The 19,456-nt window shown below is 64.8% G+C and carries 18 protein-coding genes; 8 read left to right on the top strand and 10 right to left on the bottom strand.

Annotated features, from left to right (window positions below):
* Positions 1-112 precede the first annotated feature (112 nt).
* Together QRN52_RS16645 and QRN52_RS16640 are read right to left on the bottom strand one after the other, a co-directional pair.
* The gene (locus QRN52_RS16645) at positions 113-1,315 is read right to left on the bottom strand and encodes an amidohydrolase (RefSeq protein WP_284754375.1); all 1,203 of its coding nucleotides are present in this window, start codon (positions 1,313-1,315) and stop codon (positions 113-115) included.
* The gene (locus tag QRN52_RS16640; RefSeq protein ID WP_284754373.1) at positions 1,312-2,742 is read right to left on the bottom strand and encodes an MFS transporter; all 1,431 of its coding nucleotides are present in this window, start codon (positions 2,740-2,742) and stop codon (positions 1,312-1,314) included. The genes QRN52_RS16645 and QRN52_RS16640 overlap by 4 nt, the downstream gene beginning before the upstream one ends.
* Before the next feature lie 148 nt (positions 2,743-2,890).
* On the opposite strand from QRN52_RS16640, the gene QRN52_RS16635 reads away from it, so the two are divergent.
* On the top strand, positions 2,891-3,892 hold the full coding sequence (locus QRN52_RS16635; protein ID WP_284754371.1) for an Lrp/AsnC family transcriptional regulator: 1,002 nt from the start codon (positions 2,891-2,893) through the stop codon (positions 3,890-3,892).
* A gap of 306 nt (positions 3,893-4,198) precedes the next feature.
* Positions 4,199-6,994, top strand: a complete 2,796-nt coding sequence (locus tag QRN52_RS16630) for an aminotransferase class I/II-fold pyridoxal phosphate-dependent enzyme (protein ID WP_284754503.1) — start codon at positions 4,199-4,201, stop codon at positions 6,992-6,994.
* A gap of 136 nt (positions 6,995-7,130) precedes the next feature.
* Here the strand turns inward: QRN52_RS16630 and QRN52_RS16625 are convergent, their stop codons facing one another.
* From QRN52_RS16625 to QRN52_RS16605, 5 genes are all read right to left on the bottom strand, one after another.
* Positions 7,131-7,523: a DUF1304 domain-containing protein gene (locus QRN52_RS16625; RefSeq protein WP_284754370.1), complete on the bottom strand. Its 393-nt coding sequence runs from the start codon at positions 7,521-7,523 to the stop codon at positions 7,131-7,133.
* 66 nt (positions 7,524-7,589) lie between these two features.
* Positions 7,590-8,450 (bottom strand): class II fructose-bisphosphate aldolase, encoded by an 861-nt coding sequence (locus tag QRN52_RS16620; protein WP_284754369.1) that lies wholly within the window; start codon positions 8,448-8,450, stop codon positions 7,590-7,592.
* The gene (locus tag QRN52_RS16615; RefSeq protein WP_284754368.1) at positions 8,450-9,916 is read right to left on the bottom strand and encodes a GntP family transporter; all 1,467 of its coding nucleotides are present in this window, start codon (positions 9,914-9,916) and stop codon (positions 8,450-8,452) included. The genes QRN52_RS16620 and QRN52_RS16615 overlap by 1 nt, the downstream gene beginning before the upstream one ends.
* Positions 9,917-10,017: 101 nt before the next feature.
* Entirely contained in the window at positions 10,018-10,917 is a 900-nt protein-coding gene (locus tag QRN52_RS16610) for an NAD(P)-dependent oxidoreductase (RefSeq protein WP_284754366.1), read from the bottom strand.
* Positions 10,918-10,933: 16 nt separating this feature from the next.
* Entirely contained in the window at positions 10,934-12,511 is a 1,578-nt protein-coding gene (locus QRN52_RS16605) for a four-carbon acid sugar kinase family protein (protein WP_284754364.1), read from the bottom strand.
* Between the two features lie 117 nt (positions 12,512-12,628).
* On the opposite strand from QRN52_RS16605, the gene QRN52_RS16600 reads away from it, so the two are divergent.
* The 3 genes from QRN52_RS16600 (at position 12,629) to QRN52_RS16590 (ending at position 14,794) form a co-directional block, all read left to right on the top strand.
* Entirely contained in the window at positions 12,629-13,447 is an 819-nt protein-coding gene (locus QRN52_RS16600) for an alpha/beta fold hydrolase (protein ID WP_284754362.1), read from the top strand.
* A gap of 28 nt (positions 13,448-13,475) precedes the next feature.
* The gene (locus QRN52_RS16595; protein ID WP_059388380.1) at positions 13,476-14,177 is read left to right on the top strand and encodes a FadR/GntR family transcriptional regulator; all 702 of its coding nucleotides are present in this window, start codon (positions 13,476-13,478) and stop codon (positions 14,175-14,177) included.
* A gap of 407 nt (positions 14,178-14,584) precedes the next feature.
* Positions 14,585-14,794 carry a dodecin gene (locus QRN52_RS16590; protein ID WP_184740694.1) on the top strand — a complete coding sequence of 70 codons (210 nt, stop codon included), beginning with the start codon at positions 14,585-14,587 and terminating at the stop codon, positions 14,792-14,794.
* 81 nt (positions 14,795-14,875) lie between these two features.
* On the opposite strand, the gene QRN52_RS16585 is transcribed toward QRN52_RS16590, so the two are convergent.
* The 3 genes from QRN52_RS16585 to QRN52_RS16575 form a co-directional block, all read right to left on the bottom strand.
* Complete coding sequence (locus QRN52_RS16585; RefSeq protein ID WP_284754359.1) at positions 14,876-15,148, bottom strand: hypothetical protein; 273 nt, start codon at positions 15,146-15,148, stop codon at positions 14,876-14,878.
* A complete protein-coding gene (locus QRN52_RS16580) occupies positions 15,145-15,351 on the bottom strand; it encodes a hypothetical protein (RefSeq protein WP_284754358.1) in 207 nt (68 codons plus the stop codon). Before QRN52_RS16580 ends, QRN52_RS16585 begins: the two co-directional genes overlap by 4 nt.
* Positions 15,352-15,496: 145 nt before the next feature.
* Positions 15,497-16,420 carry a helix-turn-helix transcriptional regulator gene (locus QRN52_RS16575; protein WP_284754357.1) on the bottom strand — a complete coding sequence of 308 codons (924 nt, stop codon included), beginning with the start codon at positions 16,418-16,420 and terminating at the stop codon, positions 15,497-15,499.
* A 164-nt stretch (positions 16,421-16,584) separates the two neighbouring features.
* On the opposite strand from QRN52_RS16575, the gene QRN52_RS16570 reads away from it, so the two are divergent.
* From QRN52_RS16570 to QRN52_RS16560, 3 genes are read left to right on the top strand one after another with little or no spacing between them, the layout of a single operon-like run.
* Positions 16,585-17,430, top strand: a complete 846-nt coding sequence (locus QRN52_RS16570) for an aldo/keto reductase (protein WP_284754356.1) — start codon at positions 16,585-16,587, stop codon at positions 17,428-17,430.
* A 35-nt stretch (positions 17,431-17,465) separates the two neighbouring features.
* Positions 17,466-18,437, top strand: a complete 972-nt coding sequence (locus tag QRN52_RS16565; protein WP_284754355.1) for an aldo/keto reductase — start codon at positions 17,466-17,468, stop codon at positions 18,435-18,437.
* Positions 18,434-19,438, top strand: a complete 1,005-nt coding sequence (locus tag QRN52_RS16560) for an SDR family oxidoreductase (protein ID WP_284754354.1) — start codon at positions 18,434-18,436, stop codon at positions 19,436-19,438. Before QRN52_RS16565 ends, QRN52_RS16560 begins: the two co-directional genes overlap by 4 nt.
* Positions 19,439-19,456 lie beyond the last annotated feature (18 nt).

The following is a 19,456-nucleotide window of genomic DNA, read 5'->3' as shown; positions in this document are numbered from 1 at the left end:
CCGCCCGCTCGACGGCGGGAACCAGAGCGGGCGGACTGCGTGAATTCGTGGGTGCGGCCCGGGGCCTGCGTGCCGGAACGAAGCTGTGGAGCCGCACCCACGGTCACCTCGTCTAGCGAAGTAGCCGTTCCCGTTGCCGGGGATCGCTGGCCGCCGCGCAGGCCGCCAGGGCCAGACCGAAGGCGCCGTCCAAGACCGCCCGGTCCGCGGAGGCGGATGAGCCGTGGGCAGCAAACTCCGCGGTGTGGTGGGCGGCTCCGTGTACGTCGTACCCGAGCAGCGGATGGATGCTTGGTACCAGTTGCGAGACGTTGCCCATGTCTGTGGAAGCTACTGGATCTTCGTTGAACGCAACAGCCCTCCCCCGGGCGGACATTGCTTCCCGGTATGCCTCGGAAAGGTACCGGTCCTGCCTGAGTTCAGCGTAGGCGTTGCCTGTGGGGGATACCTTGAGCGTGCTCCCGCTGGCCAGCGCTCCCGCTTCCAGGCAGCGCCGCACGCGTTCCTCGATGACGCGAAGATTCTTGATGCTGGGTGAACGCATTTCGACGTTTGCCCGCGCCCGCTCCGGTATGACGTTGACGGCGCTCCCGCCTTCCGTCACGATCAACGAAACAACCGAACCGGGCGGAAGCTGCTGCCGCGCCAAGGCAATGGCCGTCTGGGCAATCACGAGCGCGTCGAGGGCATTGACCCCCTCGAACGGAGCGGCCGCGGCATGCGCAGGCCGCCCTTCATAAAGCACGTCCCACATACCCATGGCCAAGGATGAGCCGCCGATGACGTCCTCGGCACCGGCATGGGCCATCATCGCCAGGGACACGTCCTCGAAGAAGCCCTCACCAATGAGATCGACCTTGCCGCCACTTGTCTCTTCCGCAGGAGTGCTGAGGACCTTGACGGTGATCCCGAGCTCGTCGGCGACGGAAGCGAGCGCGAGTGCCCCGCCTACAGCACAGGCCGCGTTCACATTGTGTCCGCAGGCATGCCCGATGGTCGGCAAGGCGTCATATTCGACGCACAACGCGACCACCAGCTCACCGGTCCCGAACCTCGCGCTGAAGGAGGCCGGGAGCAGCGGCTGCGGAGCGTCAAAGCTGAAGCCCGCACTCCGGAGCAGCCGGCTAACCCGCTTGGCGGCCCGGAACTCCTGCCCGCTGAGCTCGGGATCGGCGTGGATGGCGTGGCTCAGGCCAAGGATTTCCGGCTTCCAGCCCTCCAGCGCAGCGGAGACGGAGCGCTCGACGGCGGCCGAAGAGGTTGTGACGGGCGTTGCGGTTTCCAGGGAGGCCGCTTTCACGGCCGCGGCTTTCATACGGCGACCCCTGCGGTTGTCGCCGCGGCTGGCCGTTTCGGGTAACGGGCGGCTGCTGCCGCGGCAATCAGGGCAGCGATCGCCAGGGCAATCCAGATCGACAGGAGCCCTCCCTCGCTGATGTGTCCGGACTGGACTGAAGACGAGGAGATGAGCTTCACGACGGCGGCGCCCACCGCGATGCCAACGGACAGTGCCAGTTCGTTGAGGCCGGCCGCGGTCGAGGTTTCCTCCAGGGGAACCCCCTCCACCGACAGCGCCCGGGTTCCCGCCTGGTACATGCCAAGGCTCAAGTTGAACATGGCGAATCCGGCGCAGTAGCCGGCCAGGGAACCGTGCGCAGCCGCCATGACCAGGAAGCCGCCCGCCAGCAGGAGACCGGCGAACACCAAGGTGGCCCGTTCGCCGAACAGGCTGAGCGCCTTTGAGGTAAGAAGCGAGGAGAGCAGCGAGAGCACGGATGCCACCGCGAGGACGATGGCGATCATGAGCGGGCTCAGCGCGAAGCCGTATCCGGTCTTGTCCGGGTTTGAATACAGGAAGATGCCGTTGGTGCCGAAGTAGCTGATGGAAGCAAAACCGAAGAAGAAAGTGGCCAGCGAGACCGTCCGGATCCGCGGGATGGCAAGCATCCGCAGGTCCATGAAGCGCTTCCCGTTCACGTCGCGAGAGTCCAGGACCACCCAATAAGCCAAGAGCGCGAGTCCGATGATTCCGGAGCCGAGCGTCTTGGCATCCAACCAACCCCAGTCCGGTCCCATCGAAAGAGCCACGACGAAGCCGATCAGTCCGAGGGAACATGCCGTGAGTGGCACCAGGGCGAGTCCCTCGCGGGTGGGGGTTCCGGCGTCGGGCAGGACGAAGGAGCAAAGCAGCCCCACAACGGCGAACGGCACCGCCACCCAGAAACCGAGGGTGGGATCGTCGACGCCGATTATCCCGGCGAGGAGGCCGCCGGCACCGACCATGATCATGAGCATGCCGATCATCACGCTGACCCCGGTGCGGGTCCGCGCCGGGCTGCTGACGCGCAGGATGCCCATCATGAGCGGAATGAAGCCAACCACGCACGTGAGCATGACGACGCCGATCGTCACCGTCCACAGCGACGGCCACAACGCCATCATGACGACGCCGGCCGCGACTACCGCCGTCGACCAGCGGAGTACGAGCCTGTAACCGTAGCTGTCGCCGAGCCGCGAGATGATCGGCGTGAGCACGGCAAAGCTCACGTTGGAGATGAGGAAGATGCCGTTGATGGTGGGGTCGTCGATCGAAAAGGCGGGCCCCAAGGCGGGGAGGATCGGGTTCAGGTAACCCTGGGTGACTCCACTGAGCGATTCGATCAGGGCCATCGCCACGATCATTCCTGTGATGGTCCGGCGGGCGATGGCCGCCGTCGCCGGAGGTGCTGTCTTGCTTGCCATGTGCTTCCTTGAGTGTTGGGGGCTTCTTTGCCTGGGTCTTCGGATGCGAGTGGGGGTGATGCGAGTCACAACGTTAGGTCCGCCGTCTACACTGGCTAGGAATTTGTTTGAAATCCTCTGAGAATCGTGAATTTTGAAGGAATCGGCCATGATCTCCGAAACTGATCTTGAAATCGTCAATGCCCTTCAGATCAATCCCCGTGCCGACTGGAGCCGCGTTGGGGATGTCCTGGGCTTGTCCGGACCCACCGTCGCGCGCCGCTGGAACTCCCTAGCTGAGCAGGGACTGGCGTGGATCACCCCGGCCCCAGGTCCGCGCTATCTGAGTGCTGGCTGGTCGGCGTTCATCAGTCTTTCCTCTCTTCCAAGCGAGAACGAAGCCCTCGTCCGGAAGCTGTGCGAAGAGCCCGCATTCGGCACCGTTTCGCTTGTGTCCGGCTCGCACGATCTCTTCGTGGACTGCTTCGCCTCAAGCCATGAAGAGCTCATGGAAATCGTCACCGGATCCTTCGCAGGCCTGCCAGGCGTGACCCACCGGGAGGTCGTTTTCGTCACGAAGCTTTACCGGCAGGCTTCCGACTGGCGCAGCGGCACCCTGGAACCGGCGCGGGCACGGCTCATGTCGGCAGAACCCGTGCCCGCCCCGGCGGCCTATGCGCCGGACAGGCTCGACGCATCCCTCTTGGAGGAACTGGCAAAGGACGGGCGCGCCAGTTGGGCGGAACTAGGAGCCGCCTGCGGCGTCTCTCCTCAAACGGCACGACGGCGGGTGGAGCGGTTCCTCGCGTCCGGCTACATGACGCTGAGGTGCGATACGTCCGCTTCAGCCCAACAAGGACTAAGGGAAGTGAGCCTGATCCTCAACGTGCCCGCCCACCATGTTGACGCCGTCGGGCGCTATTTCGCGGCCCTGCCGAATTGCAGGCTCAGCGCCCAGGTTCTGGGCGCCCAGAACCTGCTCGTGACACTGTGGGTCCGCGACTACCTGGAGGTCCAGGGCCACGAGCGCGAACTGGCGGAGCGCGCTCCAGGAAGCGCCGTGATCTCCCGGCAAGCCGTGGTCCGCAACTACAAACGCCTCGGGCACGTGTTGGACGAGTCCGGGCGCAGCCGGAGCGTCGTCCCGTTGCCTCTATGGCGTGAAGGGTAGCCGCCCACTCGTCCCCCAACGCTCGCTCACCTATGACACCAAATCCCCCAACGCTCGCTCACCTATGACACCAAATCCCCCACCGCTCGCTCACGTATGACCGGAAGATCCGCTCCCATCTGGACACCCAGACGGCAACCCCGACATTTGCCGTACACCGCGACGAGCCGCGGCGTTTAGTAGAGAGTGCTATCAATCCATGACAAAGGAGTCATCGTGGCACGCGCCGATTTCGCGACAGTGCAGTCAGCCCCATTTCCTCTCCCTCCAACTCCACTTGCCAGCGGCAATGCGCTTGGCCCCGGTTTGGCGGCAAGACCAAACGCCGACGACGACTCAGAGGCCGGCGGCGAGGTCCCCAGCAGCGCGTGGCGGGTGCGCGCGGACGCGTGGGAGTTCCTTGGCTACGCCGTCAAACAGCTGGCCGCCGGCGCCCGGACCTCCGCCGGCCGGCAGCCGCGCGAACTGCCGCAGGAGGTTCGAAGGCTGTTGCCGCTGCTGGAATCCCTCGAAATGTATTGGGCGTCTCCGGGGCAGCAATATGTCATGGAATTGCGGCGAATCCTGGAGGCTGGAGAATACCCCGAGGCGCTAAGTCTCATAGAGCCAGTCGCGCGACGCGTTGCCGGCCACAACCAACATGCCCAGGAACCATCGCCGGACCCCGAACGCGAAGCGGAATGGGTTGAAGAACCCGCCGAATCGCGCAAGCGGTTCGAGGTCCTCGTGATCGATGATGTCTCCAGCGCCGACCGTGAAGCACTTCAGACCGAACTGCTCAGCCAGCGCCGCCCCGCCGACGCCTTCAACTACGAGCTCGTGTTCGTGCCGAGCTTCGAGGACGCCATCGTGGCTGTCCTGCTCAACCCCGACATCCAGGCGTGTGTGCTGCGGCCGGGGTTCGTTCCCGACAGCAGGCAGCGCCTGAGCCGGGACGTGCGCAGCTTCCTGGGCAGGTTCTTGGGGAAGTCACTCCCCCAGCGACCGTTGGACCGGATCCTGAGCTTGGCGGAGAAGCTGGGCCAACTCCGCCCCGAGCTTGATCTCTACCTCGTGGCGGGCGTGGGGATCGAAGAACTCGCCGGTTCCTTGACCCGCCAATTCCGCCGGATATTCCGCCGCCAGGACGGGCTAGAGCTCCATTTGTCCTTGCTGGCCGGCATCGCGGAACGGTATGAAGCGCCGTTCTTCCACGCGGTCCAGCAATACAGCCGCAAACCCGCCGGTGTTTTCCATGCCCTGCCGGTATCCCGGGGCGGATCGGTCATCCATTCCAAGTGGATCAACGATCTGGGCGATTTCTACGGCCTCAACCTGCTCCTTGCTGAAACCTCTGCCACGTCAGGCGGGCTCGATTCGTTGTTGGATCCGCACGGCTCCCTCAAACAAGCCCAGAAGCTGGCGGCCCGGGCATTTGGCGCCCAAAAATCGCTTTTCGTCACCAACGGAACGTCAACAGCCAACAAGATCGTGCACCAATCGATCCTGGCTCCCGGTGATGTGGTCCTGGTGGACCGGAACTGCCACAAATCGCACCACTACGCCCTTATGCTGGCCGGCGCGCAGGTCTCATATTTGGACGCGTACCCCTTGAACGATTTCTCCTTCTATGGCGCGGTTCCCTTGGAAAGCATCAAGCGGATGCTCCTGGATTACCGCCGGGCAGGCAGGCTCCACGAGGTCAAGATGCTTGCCCTCACCAACTGCACGTTCGACGGCATTGTGTACGACGTCGAACGAGTGATGGAGGAGTGCCTCGCCATCAAACCGGACCTGGTATTCCTATGGGACGAGGCCTGGTTCGCATTCGCGGGCTTCCACCACATCTACCGCCGCCGCACTGCGATGGCTTCGGCCCGATCACTCGAGGCAAAGTTCGCGGATCCGGCTTATGCGGCCCGCTACGCCCTGCAATTGCGCGAGCTTGCGGCGGCGGGCGGGGCGGCCGACGGCGCGGCGGGCGGCAGCGAGCCCGACGACGGCGGCCCGGGTTCCGGCGTCGGGCACGTCAGCGATGAGCTGCTCCTGAAGACGCGCCTGCTTCCCGATCCGGCGAAAGCTCGCGTGCGGGTCTACTCCACGCAGTCGACCCACAAGACCCTGACGTCGCTCCGGCAGGGGTCCATGATCCACATCCATGACCAGGACTTCGGTCAGTTGAACGAGGAGAGCTTCCGGGAGGCGTACATGACGCACACCTCCACCTCGCCCAACTACCAGATCCTGGCTTCCTTGGACATGGGACGGCGGCAGGTCGAGTTCGAAGGCTACGAGCTCGTGCAACGGCAGGCAGATCTCGCTGTCAGCATCGCCCACGCCGTGGCGAGGCATCCCTTGCTGAGGAAGTACTTCCGCGTCCTCGGAACCAAGGACCTCATACCTGAGCAGTACCGCGAGACGAGCCGGCAAATGCCGCTCCGCGACGGGCTGGCAGCGATGTCGGAAGCTTGGGAGCGTGACGAATTCGTTGTTGATCCGAGCCGTTTGACCCTGCATATCGGCCTCACCGGCGTGGACGGCGATACCTTCAAGCACGACTATCTGATGGACAAGTACGGGATCCAGGTCAACAAGACGTCAAGGAACAGCGTTCTCTTCATGACCAACATTGGTACCTCGCGAAGTGCCGTCGCCTACCTCGTCGAGGTCCTGGTCAAGCTGGCCGAGACCTTCGAAGACGAGCAATCCGGCCTGAGCGGCTTGGGCCAGCGGGCCCGCCGTGCCCGTGTCGCGGCACTGACCAGCACGCCGCCGCCCTTGCCGGACTTCAGCCGCTTCGCCGAACGGTTCCGCAGGGACGCGGACACGCCGGACGGCAACATGCGGGACGCCTATTTTGAGAGCTACAAGGCCGGATCCTGCGAATACTTCACTGCTGCCGAACTTGCGCGAAGGGTCGGGGCAGGAGAGGAGATGGTCTCGGCGTCCTTCGTCACCCCCTACCCGCCGGGATTCCCTGTCTTGGTTCCCGGGCAGGTGATCACGGAGGAAATCCTGGCCTTCATGTCGGCATTGGACACGCGGGAGATCCATGGATTCAATCCGGAACTGGGGTTCAGGGTTTTGACGGGTGAGCTAGCGTCACGCCAAACGCCCGCATAAGTGAGCGAGCGACGGGATTGGAGGGCATATACGTGAGAGAGGGTTTGCCTCGTAGGACGCTCGCTCACATCTGACGCCATTTTCGCCAACGCTCGCTCACATCTGACGCCTTTTTCGCCAACGCTCGCTCATATCTCTAGCCGAGCGCGACGGCAAGGATGCCGAGCACGACGGCGAGTAGCGGCGTCGTGCCCTGAAGAACGGCGGGGCGGAGGTACTTCTTGCCGCTCAAGGCAAGCACGATTGCCGCCAGCAGCATCGAGCCGCACGAACTGAAGACGAGGGTCCAGCCCACCTGCGGGTGACCGATCATGACAAAGACCATCCCGGCGAGCGCGCCGATGGCGAGGAAGAGGTTGTAGAAACCCTGGTTGTAGGCGAGGGGTTTGGTGGTTTCGGCGTCGGACTGGGAAGCGACACTGAAGCGCTTCCACGTGGCCGGATGGGTCCAGGTGATGGACTCCATGCTGAAGATGTAGACGTGCAACAAGCCGGCAATGAGGGCAAAAAGCAGGGAGGCCAGGATCATGTGCTGATCCTAGCCTCCCTGTGTTGCTTGGGTTCGCTTCCCGCGCGGTCGCCCCGCGAGCCCTGCCTAGCGGCTGAGCATGTCCAGTGTTGCTCCCGCGAACGTCGAGGCGGAGGAACTCCAGTGCCCCAGCAGGCCCTGGAGGTTCTCGCCGTCGGCCCGGTGCGCGGTGGTCTCGGCCTCGAGCGTGGCGAGGATGCCAGTGCGCAGCTCGGTGTTGAAGTTCACCTTGCCCACGCGCATGGATGTGGCTTTGACCAGGTGCGCAGCAGGGATGCCCGACGCGCCGTGGAGTACGAGCGGAAGCTCAGTTCGCGATGCGATGTCCTCCAGCACGTCCCAGTGCAGCCTGGGCTCTCCGGTGTAACGGCCATGGGCATTCCCCACGGCCACGGCCAGGAGCTGGGCACCAGTGCGATAAACGAATTCCAACACCTGTTCGGGATCGGTCAGGCCCGCGGGATGGGGGCTGGTGTCAACGCCGAAAGCCTTGTCTTCATCGCCCGCCAGCCCACCGAGTTCCGCTTCAATCACGATGTGGGAAGCACCGGCGCCGACCAAAACCTCATGTACGGAGCGGACCAGGGCGATGTTCTCCTCGAACGGGAGGGAAGAACCATCGGCCAGGACGGCGTCGGCACCAGCAGCCACGGAGTCACGGATGACCTCCAGGTCCGAGGCGTGGTCCAGCTGGACCGAGACCGGAACGCTGGCGTCGTCGGCCAGGGCGCGCAGCGCCGTGATCAGTCGCAAGCCGCTAGGAGTGCCGGCTGTCTTGGGTGCGACCAGCAGGATGACGCCTCGGCCGGATTCCTCGGATGCAGCCACCACGGCGAGGGCGGTGGTGAAGTCGTAGCATGTGAAGGCCGGGACAGCTGCCCCCCGCTCCAGCGCGGAGCCTACAAGATCGTCAAGGCGTACACGCATCAGTGGGCCAGGCCTCCCACCAGGATCCAGGCGACATAGCTGAGCAGGAAGCCCGCGACGCCCAGGATGGTGGTGAGCACGGTCCAGGTCTTGAGGCCGTCGGACACCGTGAGGCCGTAGTAGCGCACCACCACCCAGAAACCTGCGTCGGTCACGTGGGACAGGCCCAGTCCGCCGAAGCCGATCGCGATCACGATGACGGCGATCTGCGCGGGGGTGTAGCCGCCTTGGGCGACGGCAGCCGAGAGGAGGCCGGTGGTGGTGACGATGGCGACCGTGGCCGACCCCTGTGCGGCACGCAGTGCCAGGGAAATGATGAAGCCGAGGAGGATGATCGGCACGCCCAGGGAGTCCAGCGTCTGGGACAAGGCCGCGCCGATGCCGGAGACCTGCAGGACGCCGCCGAACACGCCGCCGGCAGCAACCACCATGAGGATCGAGGCGATGGGAGGCGGCGCGCCTTCGAAGATTTCGCCGGTTTCCTTGAGTGACCACTGGCGGCGGACCGCCAGCAGGAAGAAGGCGAGCGCAACGGCCACCAGCAGGGCGAAGAACGGGTTGCCCACGAAAGACGCGACGCCGTACCAGTAGTCCTTCTTGTTGATCAGGAGGGTACCTGCCGTGCCGAGCAGGATCTGGACGATCGGAGCGGCGATGAGGAACATGATCAAGCCCGGACGCGGCGGAGCGACCGCGCTGGCACCGGGACCGTCGTGGCCGACGCGCACCAAGGAATCGGAGCCGAATTCTTCGATCTGGTCGCGGACGCCGGGCAGCAGCTCGTAGTCCTTGCGGTTCATGATGCTGGCAACCCAGTAGGACAGGAAACCCAGCGGCACGCAGATGATCAGCGAAATCATCGCGATGAGACCGATGTCGGCACCCATGACGCCTGCCCCGGCAACGATCCCCGGGTGGGGAGGAACGGCGACGTGGATCGAGAGCATGATGCCGGCCATGGGAAGGCCGAACTTGATGGGGTGCAGCTTGGCGATCTTCGCGAAGGCGTAGACAATCGGCACCAGCACGATGATGCCCACTTCGAAGAACACTGGAATGGCAACGAGGAAGCCGACGGCGGTCAGTGCCACGGCAACCCGCTTGGCACCGAGCTTCTCGGTGAAGTGGTTGGCCAGCGATTGCACGCCGCCGGACACCTCGATCATGCGGCCCAACACGGCGCCGAGGGCAATCAGCAATGCCACCTTGCCCATGGTTCCGCCCACGCCGTTGGCCACGACGGTGAATACGTCCGCCAAGGGGATCTGCGCGGCAACGGCCACAAGGATGCTCACGGCCAGCAATGCCACGAAGGCCTGGATCTTGAAGCGGATGATCATCACAAGCAGCAATGCGACGCCCGCGGCTGCGATGGTCAACAGCAGCGGAGTCCCAAGCTCCACGGCCGGCTTGATGGCAGGGGCATCAGCTGCCCGGACCGCCAAGGAATTGATGAGGGGATTCATCGGGGGTTGTCTCCTTTGACAGAGCCGGCCTGGACTCGAGGCCAGCGAGAGGGGCGACGACGGCGGAGGGGGGACCGCCGTCGTCGCACGTTTCTTTGGGGTTAGTTTGTACGCCTGACGGGCGCGACAACCTTGATGACGGCGGAGTCGTCGGCGGCGGCGAGGCCTTGGGCCTGGCCGAGAAGGTAGAGCTGTTCGGCAGCGGCGGCAACAGGTGCTGCCAGGCCGGCGGCGCGGGTCGCCTTGCCGACTATGCCCATGTCCTTCACGAAAATGTCCAGGCGGCTGAGGACCTCGGCGCCATCCTCGGTGTAAGCCTCGAGGATGCGTGGGCCGCGGTTGGACAGCATGAACGAGCCAGCGGCACCTGCTTCCAGGGCCGCGAGGGTCTTCGCCTGGTCCAGTCCGAGGGCGTCGGCGAGCGCCATGGCCTCGGCGGCAGCGGCGATGTGCACGCCGCACAACAGCTGGTTGACAGTCTTGAGGGCCTGGCCGTCGCCGGGCTTGTCGCCCACGATGCTCAGCGTGGAGGCCAACAGTTCCAGGGCGGGGCGGGCCTTTTCCTGGGCGGCCGGCGTTGCGCCAACCACGATCAGGAGGTCGCCTTCGCCGGCACGCTTCGGGCCACCGGAGAGCGGCGCGTCAACGAGTTCGACGCCGTATTCGGCCAGGCGGGCAACCGTGGCCGGGATGGCTTCGATACCGACTGTGCTGCCGAGGATCACGACGGCGCCCGGCTTGAGCACGGGGGCGACGCCGTTCTCGCCGAAGAGGACATCATCGAGCTGTTCTCCGTTGCGCACGGCAAGGAGCAGGGCGTCGGCGCCTTCCGAGGCTTCACGGGCTGAAGCGAAGGTGCGGATTCCGGCGTCGGCGGCGAGCTGCAGGCGCGGTTCGGCGATGTCGAAGCCGTGGACGGTGAGCTGGGTTGCCAGGCGGGTGGCCATCGGCAGGCCCATGGCGCCCAGGCCGAGGACGGCGACGGTGTAGTTGCTGGTCATGGTGTTCTCCATTGAATTAGTTCGGGCCCACACTTGCCGGGTTCCCTGGCCGAGCTTGCGAGGTCAGGGAGCAAGTGGGGAAGGTGTTGCTGAGCTTGCGCGTGACTTGAGTCAGGGATTCGTCGTCGCCCACGTTGCCGGCGAAAACGATGTACGGGATGCCCTTCGCGGGCCCGTCCACCGGCTCCCACAGCGAGACGATGCCGGGCAACATGGGGCCGCGGACTATCGCGTGGCGGATTTCCAGGCCGTGCGCTGCCACGTCCGAGGACGTGATGCCGCCCTTGGCGATGACGAAGCGCGGCGGGAAGGTCTTGAGCGTCCGGTTCACGATCGCGACGACGGCGGCAGAGACGGTGCGGGCAATCTTCAGGCTCGCCGCGGCGTCGTCCGTCTTGATGAGCAGGCGGCTCGTGTGGACGATGACGTCTCCATTGCGGAGGGCAATGACGACGGCAGCGACCGTCTCGTCCAAGTAGGCCTCCGCGCCGCTAGCGAGCAGTTTCTCGACGTCGATCTCGATGATCCGGGCGGCGCCATGCTGGGCCGTCAGGGCATTGAGCTGGCGCGTGGTGACGCCAACGTGCGAACCAACAACGATGAGGCCACCGGCTGTGGAGGGAGTGTTGCCTTCGTAGGCCTCCTCACCGCTGAGCGCCTCACGGATTTCCTGGCCGATGCGGCCGCGGACGAAGGGCGGGCCCACCCGGTAGAGGAGCTTCTTGCCGCGGCGTTCGGCCTCTTCCAGTCCGAGGGCGAGTGCCCGGAAGTCGTTCTCGGTGACGATGTCCGCAACGATCGGCGTGGAGTCCGTGGCGGGTTCGATCGCGTCTGCGATGGCCTTGGCGGAAAGCTCGGGATCTCCGGCGGATCCGTTCGCAGCGGCCGCACCGGCGCGGATGATGTTCAGGTCGAGGACTATCACATCGCTGGCCGGGAAGCGGCCCTGCGACTTCTCCTCCACATATTTGGCCATCTCGGAATTGGCGAAGCCGAAGCTCGCATCCTTGGCGAACTCGGTCTCGGCAACCGGGGTGAGCTTGCCGGCGTCGTTCCCGGTGCCGCGCATGTAGTGCACGCCGCCAATGGTGACCCGCCCGGCGTCGGGGAAGGCGGGAACCATCACGACGCCGTCGGTCGCTTCGCCGGTCACGTCAGCGACAGTGGCGGCAATGACGTCCGGTTCCAGCGGGTAGTGGCCGCGGAGGGTGGAGTCGGAGCGGCTGACGAATCCCAGGCGTAGCTTGGAGCCGGCAGCATCGTCGCCCGCGGCGGCGAGCGCGTTCCGCACGATTTCCTCGTTGCGGGCAGCGGCCTCAACCGGGTCGAGGCTGCGCGTGTTGGTCAGGACGTAGACCGCAGGCTGGGACTGGCTTTCCGCGATGTGGGCGAACGCCCACGTGAAATCGGCGACCTCCCAGTGGGTGAGGACCGGCAGGTTGGCGACTGATTGGGTGCCCGTGGGGTCGTCGTCGAGGACTACCAGGACTCGGGGCGAGGCTGCGGAAGACGCCGCTACAGCGTCGGCAACCAGCTGAGCGGGGATCTGGACTTCAGCCGGGAAGGCGGCCAGAACATCGGCTTCAAGGGTCACTGTGCACTCCATCGTGGTTTGAGGTAAATGTAAGATGTCAGACATCTAATATTTGAGTGCTAGTGTGACACACCTGCTTTCGGCTGTGCAAGTGTCAGTCGTCACTATGCTTGGCGCATGCTTCAAGAGCCTCCCGCCGCCGCGGCATTACACGTGGACATGCGCTTCCCAGCGGCTGCCGTTAAGGCGGACTTTCCGCCTCAGCCTCCCGTCCTGTTGCTGCACGGCTGGGCCTCGACATCCGCCTATTGGGAGCCGCTCGCCGCCGAATTGCTCGACGCCGGGTGGACCGTCTGGATCGTCGATTTGCCCGGGTATCACCGCGGGGACGTGTTGCCTCGGGACTTCCAATGGACCCTGGAATCAGCGGCCGATTCCGTCGCTGCTGTTGCTGCCCGGAACGCAGCACCGGTCCACATTGCGGGCCACTCGATGGGCGGCAGCGTCGCGCTGACACTGGCTGCGCGGCATCCGGGGCTCGTGGCCAGCGTGGCCTTGATCGGCATGGTTCCGGCTCCGCCGAACGAAGGCTTCAAATCGATGCTCGAATCCCAGCTACGGCAAGGCTTCGTTGACGACGCGACGCGCGCCAAGTGCATGAAGGCCTGGTTCGGGGCGTTGTCGCCGGAGGACAATCGCTTGCTGAGCCGAGGATTTGAGCTGCCTTTCGAGGTCCTTGGCCCCAGCGGCCTCGCAGCCATGGCGGGGGTAACGGCGGATGTCCCCGAAAAGGTGACGGTTCCAACGCTGGTGATTGCCGGCGTCGGGGACCGATTACGTTCGCTGGACCAGGCGGAAGCCTTCGTGGCAGCCAGCCCGCTGCGCAGGCTCGTGGCGATCCCCGACGCCGGGCACAGTGTCCATTGGGAGCAGCCGCAGGATTGCGCCCGGGCGCTCGGCGCGTTTTGGAACGAAAGCCCGCAACCGCCAGCGTAAGATGTCAGACATCTAGGAACGGAGCACCATGGCACGCAAGTCGCTGGTCGGCGTCGTCGCTGACGAGCTGCTGGACCGCATCGTCGCGGGCGAATTTCCGCCGGGCACAGTGGTTCCCGGCGAACTCGAGCTGAGCGCCAAGCATGAAGTCAGCCGCATGACGGTCCGCGAGGCCATGAAGACCCTCGAGGCCCAGCGAATCCTGAGCGTGGAGCGCGGCCGGGGGACGTTCGTCAACCCACTGAACCGCTGGGCTTCCCTCGAAGCTGTGCTGCGTGCGGCTTCGGAAGGAAAGAACGACGCCGCAGCGGCCGTCCAGCTCATCGAGCTGCGCCGCATGCTCGAGACCGGTGCCTGCGAACTCGCCGCCTCACGGGTCTCCCCCGAAGAAATCGACCAGCTGCAGGTTCACGTGTCCGCCATGCAGAAGGCCCACGATTCCAACGATGTGAGCGCGTTCGTCGAGGCGGACTTAGGCTTCCACGATGTCATCCTCCACGCCTCCGGCAACGTCTTCGTCGCTGTGCTCTTCGAACCCCTGCACCGCGTCTTGGAAACCCGGCGCACCCAGACCTCGCAAATCCCCGATATCCAGCGGCACGCGATCGGACATCACCGGGCCATCCTCAAAGCCCTCGAAGCCGGCGACGCCCCCCGTGCCCGCGAGGCCATGGACGCGCACATGCAGCAGACCCTCGACGATCTCAGGACATACGTCCTGGAGGCCTAGGCAGGCCCGGCTTACTCCGACGCTCGCTCACATATACGGGCCAATCCCCAAACGCTCGATCAGATATACCGGCCAATCCCCAAACGCTCGCTCACATATCACCGGTTGTGGGCGGCCCCTCGCTCACATCATCTGAGCGAGCGTCCCGCCGTTTGGGGTCATATCTGAGCGAGCGTCGGTCTAGGACCGGCGATAGGTGCGCGCGTCGGTCCAGGACCGGTCATGTGTGAGCGAGCGTTCCGCCGAAAGGCACCATATGTGAGCGAGCGTCGGTTCCAGACCGGCCATATGTGAGCGAGCGTCAGGAGGGCCAGACCCCTAGTCCGCCGGCCCTCCGTCGGCTAGTCTGCTTTCACGGCCTGCCAGGCCCGCAGTTCAGGCATCAAGGACGATCATGAGGAGCAAGAATGGCTGACCACACATATAGCGTTTCCGAAATTGTTGGAACCTCGTCCGAGGGCGTCGACGCCGCCATCAAGAACGGGATTGCGGCTGCTAGCCAGACCCTTCGGAACCTCGATTGGTTCGAGGTCAAGGAAATCCGTGGCCACCTCAGCGAGGGCGCCGTTGCCGACTGGCAGGTAACCATCAAGCTCGGATTCCGCCTGGAGCGATAAGAAGCCCTCTAAACCCCAAAACGACGATGGCCGTCAGCCTTTCTGTGGAAAGGCTGACGGCCATCAGTTGCGAGGCTGGACTCACCCGCGGGTCCAGACTTGGACGGGGTCACCGCCACAGAGGAGTCGCCTGCCACGGCCGGCAAATTCGATCCACAGGAGTTCGTGATCGGAGGAAACTTCATCCACTAGGCCGGCGTCGAAGCCCCATTTGTCCTCGTGGATCCAGACGGTTTCGCCGCGGCTGAGTTCGGACCATTTCGACGGCGGCAGGCGAAGTGCCGCCCCAGCGGGCCGTTGGGCCGACGTCGTGAAGTGGCTTGGGCCCCACGCGCCCAATGTTTCTGGACTCATCGGGACTCGGAGACCAGGTACTGGCGGTGCCAGACCGTCGCCGCACCGTTGTGGGCAGGGAAGACGTGACCCTCAAAGAACGTGTGGACCACGTGGGGTTCGCCTTCAGGGCTCCACTGACCGGAAGCCGGGCAATGCGAGCCCGTGGATCCCGCGGACCCGGCGGTGATTGCCCGTTCCCTCAGCAGCGCGATGCGTTTCATCGTTGAATTCCATCCTTGATATGCGAAAAGGTCTGGATTCAGCGTAAACGCGATTCAAAAGCCGCCCAATGGGCACCTAAACAGAATCATGCCAATTCACTATGCAACAGCACAGTGAATTGGACCACTTTTGGGTGAACCTCCCTCAGCTCTCGTCCATTGCATGACGCTCGGACAACTCCGGGCTCGCCGCCGCCGTTCCCGCACCAAATGCCGTTCCCGCGCCAAACGCCGTTCCCGCGCCAAAGCTGCCCAGCAACTTCAGCGCATCGTCCGACGGCGAACCCGCCTTCGCGGAGTAGACCCTCAAAACCTGGTCCGGGTCCTGTGGCAGGGCCAGATTCTCGAAGTTCAGCTCCACGTCCCCCACAGTGGGGTGATGCAGGCGGACAGTCCCGGCGGAACGCGCCGCCACGCGATGACCGGCCCACCATTGGCGGAAGTGTTCGCTGTTTACAGCGAGTTCGCCCACGAGTTGGTTGGCTTGGGGGTCGTCGGGGTGCCGCCCGGTATCCGCACGCAGGGAACCGGCGGCTTCCGCCGCAACCGTCTTCCAGTCCCGGAACAGTTCGCGTGCCTTTGGATCCAGGATCAGCCAACGCGTGAGGTTCCGCTCAGCGGAAGGCATGGCCGGGAAGTCGGCAAACAGTAGGATCGCCATGCGATTGGCTCCGAGCACGTCACTGCGCCGGCCCAGCAGGAGCGCCGGAACGTCGCCCACAGCGTCCAGAAGTTGGCGCAGCGCCGGCCGCACGCGGGGCGTCGTAGTCGGCGCTTTGGCGCTCTCCGCGCAGTGCTCAAGCAGGTCCATCATGTGGGTGTGCTCGCTTGAGTCCAGGCGAAGTGCCCGCGACACCGATTCAAGGACCGCCCGGGAAGGATGGATATGGCGACCCTGTTCGAGGCGGGTGTAGTAGTCCGTGCTGACATCCGCCAAGCGGGCAATCTCTTCCCTGCGTAGCCCGGGAACGCGGCGCGCGCCGGACCCTTCCGGCAACCCTGCATCCTCCGGCGACATCCGGGCACGCATGGCTTTGAGGAACTTTCCGAACTCGGCACTTTGACCCATGCCCCCATTCTTCCCTCCCTCAGGGCGTGTTTCCACGGCCAAGGTAGGACTGCGAGTCCTAGGAAAAACAGGGGGCGTCAAAACTACTGATTGTTCTGCCGAAAGTGCATAGGCTCGAAAAAGCCAGTCAGGCAATACACCCACCAGCGACGAAAGGGCCGGACATGTCCAACGCTCAGAATTCAACCGTTCCCGGGCTCGTCCTGAACAACTCGGTCACCATCCCCCAGCTCGGCTTCGGCGTCTTCCAGGTCCCACCTGCCGAGACCCAGAAGGCCGTGGAGGACGCGCTTGAAGCCGGGTACCGGCACATCGACACGGCCGCGGCGTACCGGAACGAATCCGGCGTCGGCGCGGCAATCAAGGCTTCCGGCATCGCCCGGGAGGAACTCTTCATCACCACCAAACTCCGCAACGGCGAACAAGGCCGCGCCGCGGCGGCATTCGACCAAAGCCGCCGCGAACTCGGCCTCGACGTCATCGACCTTTACTTGATCCACTGGCCTGTGCCGTCCCAAGGCCTGTTCGTCGACGCGTGGAAGGCACTGGAAAAGATCCACGCCGACGGCGGCGCCCGGGCAATCGGCGTCTCCAACTTCTTGCAGGATCATCTCGACACTCTCCTTGAGTTCGCCGACGTCGTTCCCGCCGTCAACCAGATCGAACTGCACCCCACCTTCCAACAGCGGGAACTGGCGGCGAAGAGCCGCTCGCACGGGATCGCCGTCGAGGCCTACAGCCCGCTGGGGCAGGGAGCGGACCTGGGGTCGGCGACGGTCACCGAACTTGCCGAAACGCACGGTGCCACCCCGGCGCAGATAGTGCTGGCCTGGCACCTCGGAACGGGCAACATCGTGATCCCCAAGTCCGTCCACCCGGAGCGGATCCGGCAGAATCTCGCGGCGGCGGCGTTGCAGCTCACCCCGGGCGAACTGGCGGCCATCAGCGCCCTCGACGGCGGTGCCCGCCTCGGCGCCGACCCCGCCGTCGCGTCCTTCAGCCAGATGTAGAAACCCACCCATCACAGCGTAAGGAAAGCAAAACCATGCAGTACACCCACTTGGGCCGCTCGGGCCTCAGCGTCTCCCGCCTGTGCCTCGGAACCATGAACTTCGGCCCGCAGACCGAGGAATCCGCAGCGCACTCCATCATGGATTCCGCGCTGGACTCCGGCATCAACTTCTTCGACACCGCCAACGTCTACGGCGGCCACGACAACCGGGGCTGGACCGAGGAAATCCTGGGCCGCTGGTTCGCCAAGGGCGGCGAGCGCCGCGATCGTGTTGTCTTGGCCACCAAGCTCTACGGAACCATGACGGACCGCCCCAACGAGTCCAAGCTCTCCGCCCTCAACATCCGGCGCGCCTTGGACGCCAGCCTCAAGCGCCTGCAGACCGACTACATCGACGTCTACCAGTTCCACCACGTGGACCGGAACACGCCGTGGGACGAGATCTGGCAGGCCATCGAGGTCGCCGTCCAGCAGGGCAAGATCCTGTATTCCGGCAGCAGCAACTTCGCCGGCTGGCACATCGCCCAAGCCCAGGAGGCCGCCGCGCGGCGCAACTACAACGGACTCGTGAGCGAGCAGTCCATCTACAACCTGCTCACCCGGAACGTCGAATTGGAAGTCATCCCGGCCGCCCAGGAGTACGGCCTCGGGCTCATCCCGTGGTCGCCGCTTCACGGCGGCCTTTTGGGCGGGGTGCTGAAGAAGGAGCGCGACGGCGTCCGTCGCCTTGAGGGCCGTGCGGCCGAAACCCTGAAGAAGCACGAAGACCAGATCCGCCAGTATGAGGACCTCGCAGACGACCTTGGCCACGAGCCCGGCGACGTAGGCTTGGCCTGGTTGCTGCACCAGCCGGCCGTGACCGCACCGATCGTGGGTCCGCGCACGCAGGAGCAGTTGGACGCTGCCATCAGGGCTCTGGACGTCACCCTCGACGCCGACGCCCTCAAGCGGCTCGACGACATCTTCCCCGGCCACCGGACCGCACCGGAAGACTACGCGTGGTGACGTCGGCACCATTGCGCCTGCTGTTCATTGGCGGGACCGGGACCATCAGCGCGGCGGCGGCGGAGCGCGCCGTCGCGCTGGGTCACCGGCTCACCGTGCTCAATCGCGGACTAAGCTCGGAAAGGCCTGCCCCTCCGGGAACCGAACTGCTCCAGGCAGATATCCGCAATGCTGCCGAGGTGGCGGAGGTGCTGAACGGCCGCGAGTTCGACGTCGTCGCGGACTTCATCTCTTTCACGCCCGAGCATGTGGCCGCCGCCGTGGAGTTGTTTCGGGGCCGGACCGGCCAGTACGTGTTCATCAGTTCGGCTTCGGCCTACCAGAAGCCGCCCGCGCACTTGCCGATCCTCGAGTCGACCCCGCTCAGGAACCCGTTCTGGAAATACTCCCAGGACAAGATCGCATGCGAAGACCTTCTGACCCGGGCCTACCGCGACGAGGGATTCCCCGTGACGATCGTTCGGCCTTCGCACACCTATGACCGCACGCGGATCGCCCTGCTGGGCGGGTGGACGGACATCCATCGAATGCGGGAAGGCCTGCCTGTGATAGTCCACGGCGACGGTACCTCGCTGTGGACCCTCACCCACGCGGATGATTTTGCGGTGGCCTTCGTTGGCCTCCTCGGCCGGCCGCAGGCTGTGGGTGAAAGCTACACCATCACCTCGGACGAAGCCCTCCCGTGGGACCAGGTCTACCGGCTCTTCGCCACAGCGGCCGGGGTGCCGGAACCCGAACTCGTGCACATCGCCTCGGATACCATTGCCGCGCACTCCCCGGAGCTGGGACCCGGGCTTCTCGGGGACAGGTCCCACTCCGTGGTCTTCGACAACACCAAGATCAAAACGCTCGTTCCCTGGTATCGGGCAGAAATTCCTTTCGCGGCAGGCGCACGGGAGATCGTCCGGTGGCATGATGAACATCCAGGCATCAAGCACGTGGACCAGGACTTCATGAAGCTCAGCGATCAACTGGTCCAATGGGCACGGAGGCCGATCTAGCAACTGAAAGGACAGGAC

It is taken from the genome of Arthrobacter sp. efr-133-R2A-120 (assembly GCF_030209835.1).
GTDB lineage: Bacteria > Actinomycetota > Actinomycetes > Actinomycetales > Micrococcaceae > Arthrobacter.
Note: the sequence above shows the minus strand (reverse complement) of the source record. Positions and strands in the feature narration are given on the sequence as shown.

What these genes read in the sequence shown, in the direction of transcription:
- QRN52_RS16645 (WP_284754375.1), bottom strand. Translation starts at nt 1,315, where the DNA reads ATGAAAGCCGCGGCCGTGAAAGCGGCCTCCCTGGAAACCGCAACGCCC.
- QRN52_RS16640 (WP_284754373.1), bottom strand. Translation starts at nt 2,742, where the DNA reads ATGGCAAGCAAGACAGCACCTCCGGCGACGGCGGCCATCGCCCGCCGG.
- QRN52_RS16635 (WP_284754371.1), top strand. Translation starts at nt 2,891, where the DNA reads ATGATCTCCGAAACTGATCTTGAAATCGTCAATGCCCTTCAGATCAAT.
- QRN52_RS16625 (WP_284754370.1), bottom strand. Translation starts at nt 7,523, where the DNA reads ATGATCCTGGCCTCCCTGCTTTTTGCCCTCATTGCCGGCTTGTTGCAC.
- QRN52_RS16620 (WP_284754369.1), bottom strand. Translation starts at nt 8,450, where the DNA reads ATGCGTGTACGCCTTGACGATCTTGTAGGCTCCGCGCTGGAGCGGGGG.
- QRN52_RS16615 (WP_284754368.1), bottom strand. Translation starts at nt 9,916, where the DNA reads ATGAATCCCCTCATCAATTCCTTGGCGGTCCGGGCAGCTGATGCCCCT.
- QRN52_RS16610 (WP_284754366.1), bottom strand. Translation starts at nt 10,917, where the DNA reads ATGACCAGCAACTACACCGTCGCCGTCCTCGGCCTGGGCGCCATGGGC.
- QRN52_RS16600 (WP_284754362.1), top strand. Translation starts at nt 12,629, where the DNA reads ATGCTTCAAGAGCCTCCCGCCGCCGCGGCATTACACGTGGACATGCGC.
- QRN52_RS16595 (WP_059388380.1), top strand. Translation starts at nt 13,476, where the DNA reads ATGGCACGCAAGTCGCTGGTCGGCGTCGTCGCTGACGAGCTGCTGGAC.
- QRN52_RS16590 (WP_184740694.1), top strand. Translation starts at nt 14,585, where the DNA reads ATGGCTGACCACACATATAGCGTTTCCGAAATTGTTGGAACCTCGTCC.
- QRN52_RS16585 (WP_284754359.1), bottom strand. Translation starts at nt 15,148, where the DNA reads ATGAGTCCAGAAACATTGGGCGCGTGGGGCCCAAGCCACTTCACGACG.
- QRN52_RS16580 (WP_284754358.1), bottom strand. Translation starts at nt 15,351, where the DNA reads ATGAAACGCATCGCGCTGCTGAGGGAACGGGCAATCACCGCCGGGTCC.
- QRN52_RS16575 (WP_284754357.1), bottom strand. Translation starts at nt 16,420, where the DNA reads ATGGGTCAAAGTGCCGAGTTCGGAAAGTTCCTCAAAGCCATGCGTGCC.
- QRN52_RS16570 (WP_284754356.1), top strand. Translation starts at nt 16,585, where the DNA reads ATGTCCAACGCTCAGAATTCAACCGTTCCCGGGCTCGTCCTGAACAAC.
- QRN52_RS16565 (WP_284754355.1), top strand. Translation starts at nt 17,466, where the DNA reads ATGCAGTACACCCACTTGGGCCGCTCGGGCCTCAGCGTCTCCCGCCTG.